Source organism: Thioalkalivibrio halophilus, from assembly GCF_001995255.1.
Taxonomy (GTDB): Bacteria; Pseudomonadota; Gammaproteobacteria; order Ectothiorhodospirales; family Ectothiorhodospiraceae; genus Thioalkalivibrio; species Thioalkalivibrio halophilus.
In genome coordinates this window covers 1-6170 of sequence record NZ_MUZR01000036.1, presented here as the reverse complement: position 1 = coordinate 6170, position 6170 = coordinate 1, and the positions used below count along the sequence as shown (strand labels likewise).

The window sequence follows — 6170 nt, the reverse complement described above, 5'->3', positions numbered from 1 at the left end:
GTTCATCGACGGCATCGAGCAGACCGAACCGACCAACGACGAGGAATCCTCCATCACCGACCGGAGCGCCGCCTGAACCAGCGATCACTCATACACCAGACTTGACCATAACTCCTCCATTCGTTCAGGGGCTGAACGGCGCCGGCCGTGCGCCGCCGTCCGGATGCACCCGCGTATTGTATTCGCGGGTCGCCCCTCCCGGTGCCGACGTGCCGAAAGCCCCTCGAAGGCGGTGAATTGCAGCGAGACGAGATCCAGTACCGCATTCTGAAGATCCTTCAGGACCATCCCGAGCTGAGCCAGCGCGAACTGGCGGAACGGCTGGGGGTGTCGGTGGGCAGTGCGCATTATTCCCTGAGGGCGCTCATCGACAAGGGCTGGGTCAAGGCGGGCAACTTTGCCCGCAGTGAGAACAAGACCCGCTACCTGGTACAAGCTTACCCCTCATGGTGTGGCGGAAAAGGCCCGGCTGGCGCGTGCGTTCCTGAAGCGCAAGCGCGAGGAGCATGCCGCCATTCAGGCGGAGATCGCGGCGCTGGAGGAAGAGCTGAGGCAGAGCCGGTAGGAGGCCAGCCCCCTGGCCGATGGGGCCGTGTTGTAGGAGCGCAGCCCCCTGCACGATGGGGCGTGTCCCGGGCCCGATCGGCCGGAGGGCCGGCCTCCTACCGTGTTGTAGGAGCGCAGCCCTCTGCGCGATGGGGCGTGCCCCGGGCCCGATCGGCCGGAGGGCCGGCCTCCTACGGTGTAGGAGCGCAGCCCTCTGCGCGATGGGGCGTGCCCCGGGCCCGATCGGCCAGGGGGCTGGCCTCCCACCGAGGGGCCGATCGGCCGGAGGGCCGGCCTCCTACGGGGGCGGGAAATCAAAACAGACCAGGAAGGATGACGGAATGAAGATTGCGGTGGCCGGAACCGGTTATGTGGGCCTGTCGAATGCCGTGCTGCTGGCGCAGAGCCACGAGGTGGTGGCGCTGGACGTGGTGCCGGAGAAGGTCGAGAAGATCAACCGGGGCGAATCGCCGATCATCGATGCCGAGATCGAGGAGTTCCTGGGCAACGGCTCCCTGAACCTGACCGCGACCCTGGATCCGCAGCAGGCGTACCAGGGCGCGGAGTTCATCATCATCGCCACGCCCACCGACTACGACCCGCAGACCAACTACTTCAACACCCGCTCGGTCGAATCCGTCATCCGCGATGTGCTGGCCATCAACCCGCATGCCACGATGGTCATCAAGTCCACCGTGCCCGTGGGCTACACCCGCGAGATCAAGGCGCAGATGGAGACCGACAACGTCGTGTTCTCGCCCGAGTTTCTGCGCGAGGGCCGGGCGCTGTACGACAACCTGCACCCGTCGCGGATCATCGTCGGTGAACAGTCCGATCGCGCCGAAACCTTCGCCAACCTGCTGGCCGAAGGCGCCGTGGACGACGACACCCCGATCCTGTTCACCAACTCCACCGAGGCCGAGGCGATCAAGCTGTTCGCCAACACCTACCTGGCCATGCGCGTCGCCTATTTCAACGAGCTGGACAGCTACGCCGAGACCCACGGCCTGGACACCCGGCAGATCATCGACGGCGTGTGCCTGGACCCGCGCATCGGCAGCCACTACAACAACCCTTCCTTCGGCTACGGCGGCTACTGCCTGCCCAAGGACACCAAGCAGCTGCTGGCCAACTACGACGAGATCCCCAATAACATCGTCAAGGCCATCGTCGACGCTAACCGCACGCGCAAGGACTTCGTGGCCGATGCCGTGATCGCCCGCGACCCGCAGGTGGTCGGCATCTACCGCCTGGTGATGAAGAGCGGGTCCGACAACTTCCGCGCCTCCGCGATCCAGGGCGTGATGAAGCGCATCAAGGCCAAGGGTATCGAGGTGATCGTGTACGAGCCCGAGCTCCCGGACGACGAGTTCTACCGTTCCCGCGTCATCCGCGACCTCGAACAGTTCAAGCGCGAGGCCGACGTGATCGTCGCCAACCGCATCACCGACGACATCCGCGACCAGACCCACAAGATCTACACCCGCGACCTGTTCAACAGCGACTGATTCACAAACAGGAAACGATTCATGAATGACCCGGCCGGTGTGCAGACCCGCCCCTACGACGACGAAATCAGCCTGTACGACCTGTGGGACGTGTTGATGCGTCGGCTGCCCGCGCTGCTGGGGGTGGCCGTGCTGACGGTGCTCGCCGGCGTGGCGTATGCACTGGCACAGCCGGTGGAATACGAGTATCGCACGGGGGTGGACCTGCCGCGTGTGTATTCGGGAGGCCTGGGGAACGTCGTCTCGCAGGATATGGCGATCACGCGGCTTGAGGACGAGCTGATCTCCGAGCAGCGGTCGGCGCTCTTTGATGGTGAAGAGCGGGGACCCCGGGTGAACGTTCGGGAGCGCGGTTCCGACTACAGCCTGATGCTGGAGTCGACCAGCACGCGCGAGGGTGCGGAGAACGTGGCGGATCTGCACGAGGCGGTGGCCGGGGCCCTGGCGGACTGGCTGCGGCCGCGTTATGAACGCAGTCTTGCCGGCAGCATCCGGCCCCGGGAAAATCGGGTCGCGGAGCTCGAAAGTCAGATTGATTTGCTGCGGGCCGACCTGGACTCGCTGTACGAGCGACTGGACGAAGAACGCGAGGTCACCGGCCTGATCGTGGCCCAGCAGATCGGTGATATCCGGCGGGACCTGGCGGAGTTGCGCACTGCGCGCGTGGATGCTCAGTCGCAGGTGGAGACCATCGAGGCCATGAGTCACGACACGGAGCTGACGTATCTGATCAGTGAATCCGAAAACCCCGTGGGCCCCAGCCGCTCCCTGATCGTCGCGCTGTCGGTGGTGCTGGGCGGCATGCTGGGGCTGTTCGTTGCGTTCTTCTGGGAGTTCGTGCACAACGCCCGGCACCGGCGCACCAACGAGGCCTGAACCCCTTGCCAACGGACCAATCTTTGTAACAAGGAATCCCCGTAACCATGGATCTGATCACCCCCTACGGCGGGACGCTTTGCGACCGCTACGTTGACGAGTCCACCGCGCGCGAGCTCAAGGAGCAGGCGCAGGAGATGCCGAGCTGGGATCTGACCGAACGTCAGATCTGCGATGTGGAGCTGCTGCTGAACGGCGGTTTCTCGCCGCTGACGGGCTTCATGCGGCAGGCCGACTACGACGGCGTGCTGGACAACATGCGCCTGGCGGACGGCCAGCTCTGGCCGATGCCCATCACCCTGGACGTGAGCGAGGCGTTCGCCGAGCAGGCCGCGCCGGGCACGCGCATCGCGCTGCGCGATGCCGAGGGCGTGCTGATTGCCGTGATGGACGTGGAGGACCGCTGGACGCCGGACAAGGCGCGCGAGGCGCAGCAGGTGTTCGCCACCACCGACGTCGCGCATCCGGCGGTCAACTACCTGATGAACCGTGCCGGGGCAGTGTACCTGGGCGGCACGCTGCACGGGGTCGAGTCCCCGGTGCATTACGACTTCCGCAACTATCGTTACAGCCCGGCGGAGCTGCGCGAGTACTTCCGCAAGCTAGGCTGGAACCGCGTGGTCGCGTTCCAGACGCGCAACCCCATGCACCGTGCGCATGTGGAGCTCACGCGCATGGCCGCGCGCCAGACCGAGGCCAACCTGCTGATCCACCCGGTGGTGGGCATGACCCGCCCGGGCGATGTGGATCACTACGTGCGCGTGCGCTGTTACGAGCACGTGCTGCGTCAGGCGCCGGAGCAGACCACCCAGCTCAGCCTGCTGCCGCTGGCGATGCGCATGGGCGGCCCGCGCGAGGCGCTGTGGCACGCCATCATCCGCCGCAACTACGGCTGCACCCACTTCATTGTGGGGCGCGACCACGCCGGCCCCGGCCCGGGCTCCGACGGCGAGGACTTCTACGGCCCGTACGACGCCCAGGAACTGATCCAGAAGTACGCCGACGAGATCGGCATCGAGATGGTGCCGTTCCAGGCCATGAGTTTCGTGGAGGACCGTGCCGAGTACGTGCCGGCCGACGAGGTGCGCGAGGACGAGGAGGTGCTCAACCTCTCCGGCACCGAGTTCCGCCGCCGCCTGCGCGAGGGGGTGGATATCCCCGAGTGGTTCTCCTACCCGGAGGTGGTGGCCGAGCTGCGCCGCAGCTTCCCGCCGCGCCATCAGCAGGGCTTTACCGTGTTCTTCACCGGGCTTTCGGGTTCGGGCAAGTCCACCATCGCCAACGCCCTGCGGGTCAAGCTGATGGAGCTGGGCGGGCGCGCCGTCACGCTGCTGGACGGCGATATCGTGCGCAAGGAGCTCTCCAGCGAGCTGGGCTTCTCGCGCGAGCACCGCGACATCAACGTGCAGCGCATCGGCTTTGTTGCCAGCGAGATCACCAAGAACGGCGGCTGCGCCATCTGCGCCCCCATCGCCCCCTACACCGACATGCGCCGCCGCGTGCGCGAGCGCATCGAGGACGCGGGCGGGTTCCTGGAGATCCACGTGGCCACGCCGCTGGAAACCTGCGAGAAGCGTGACCGCAAGGGTCTGTACGCCAAGGCGCGCGCCGGCCTGATCAAGGAATTCACCGGCATCGACGACCCGTACGAAGAGCCGGAGCACCCGGAGCTGCGGATCGACACCCGCGAGATGAGCCCGGACGAGGCGGCCCACCGGATCCTCCTCAAGCTGGAAGGCATGGGGTTCATCCGCAACCCGTAACCGGTGGGAGGCCAGCCCCCTGGCCGATCGGGCCTGGCCAATCCACCGGGGGTGAATCGGCCGGAGGGCCGGCCTCCTACGGGCCGGGGGTGCCGGGATACCCCGTAGGAGGCCAGCCCCCTGGCCGATCGGGGCCACGCCAACCCGCCGGGGCGGATCGGCCGGAGGGCCGGCCTCCTACGGGCCGGGGCCGCCGGGGTACCTCGTAGGAGGCCAGCCCCCTGGCCGATCGGGGCCTCGCCAACCCACCGGGCCCAATCGGCCAGGGGGGCTGGCCTCCTACGGGTCGAGGGCGCACGATAACCGAACAAAAGCCGAACAAGGATACGACATGAAGATCCTCATCACCGGAACGGCCGGGTTCATCGGCAATGCCCTGGCCCTGCGCCTGCTGGAACGCGGCGACGAGGTCGTCGGTGTCGACAACCTGAACGACTACTACGACGTCTCGCTCAAGAAGGCGCGGCTGGCCCGCATCCAGGACCACGAGCGCTTCACCGAGGAGCGCGTGGACATCGCCGACCGCGAGGCGATGCAGCGGGTGTTCCGCGAGCACCAGCCGCAGCGCGTGGTCAACCTGGCCGCCCAGGCCGGCGTGCGCTACTCGCTGGAGAACCCGGCCGCCTACATCGACACCAACCTGGTCGGTTTCGGCAACATCCTGGAAGGCTGCCGCCACAACGGCGTGGAGCACCTGGTCTACGCCAGCTCCAGCTCGGTCTACGGCGCCAACGAGGAGATGCCGTTCTCCGTCCACCACAACGTCGACCACCCGCTCAGCCTCTACGCCGCGAGCAAGAAGGCCAACGAGCTGATGGCGCACACCTACAGCCACCTGTACCAGCTACCCACCACCGGCCTGCGGTTCTTCACCGTCTACGGCCCGTGGGGCCGGCCCGACATGGCGCTGTTCATGTTCACGCGCAAGATCCTCGCCGGCGAGCCCATCGACGTCTTCAACTACGGCAACCACCGGCGCGACTTCACCTACATCGACGACATCGTCGAAGGCGTGATCCGCACCCTGGACCGCCCGGCCCAGCCCAACCCCGAGTGGAGCGGCGCGCAGCCCGATTCCGCCACCAGCGCCGCCCCCTACCGGCTGTACAACATCGGCGCCCACCGCCCGGTGGAGCTGATGCACTACATCGAAGTGCTGGAAGAGAACCTCGGCAAGAAGGCCGAAAAGAACCTCCTGCCCCTGCAGCCCGGCGACGTCCCCGACACCTACGCCGACGTCGAAGACCTGCGCGCCGACACCGGCTACGAACCCACCACCAGCGTGGAAGAAGGCGTGGCCAGCTTCGTCGCCTGGTACCGCGACTACTACCAGGTCTGACCCGCCGCCGTTCGCGGATGGGGGCATCACCGTAGGAGCGGCCTCGGCCGCGAACCGGAATTCTGGACGCAAGGAGATGCCAGTGACTGACGAGAACGGTCCCCGGTGGCGATACGAACGAGTTACTGTCGAAAGTGG

Annotated in this window: 4 protein-coding genes and 1 pseudogene; all 5 read left to right on the top strand. The window is 66.7% G+C overall.

The window, feature by feature from the left end:
• Nucleotides 1-237 precede the first annotated feature (237 nt).
• Nucleotides 238-565, top strand: a pseudogene (locus B1A74_RS09485) (MarR family EPS-associated transcriptional regulator).
• 322 nt (nucleotides 566-887) lie between these two features.
• Nucleotides 888-2054: a nucleotide sugar dehydrogenase gene (locus B1A74_RS09480; RefSeq protein WP_077244488.1), complete on the top strand. Its 1167-nt coding sequence runs from the start codon at nucleotides 888-890 to the stop codon at nucleotides 2052-2054.
• 21 nt (nucleotides 2055-2075) lie between these two features.
• The gene (locus tag B1A74_RS09475) at nucleotides 2076-2930 is read left to right on the top strand and encodes a Wzz/FepE/Etk N-terminal domain-containing protein (RefSeq protein WP_077244487.1); all 855 of its coding nucleotides are present in this window, start codon (nucleotides 2076-2078) and stop codon (nucleotides 2928-2930) included.
• A gap of 47 nt (nucleotides 2931-2977) precedes the next feature.
• Complete coding sequence (locus B1A74_RS09470; RefSeq protein WP_077244486.1) at nucleotides 2978-4693, top strand: bifunctional sulfate adenylyltransferase/adenylylsulfate kinase; 1716 nt, start codon at nucleotides 2978-2980, stop codon at nucleotides 4691-4693.
• A gap of 331 nt (nucleotides 4694-5024) precedes the next feature.
• The gene (locus tag B1A74_RS09465) at nucleotides 5025-6032 is read left to right on the top strand and encodes an NAD-dependent epimerase (RefSeq protein WP_077244485.1); all 1008 of its coding nucleotides are present in this window, start codon (nucleotides 5025-5027) and stop codon (nucleotides 6030-6032) included.
• The last annotated feature ends 138 nt before the right edge of the window (nucleotides 6033-6170 follow it).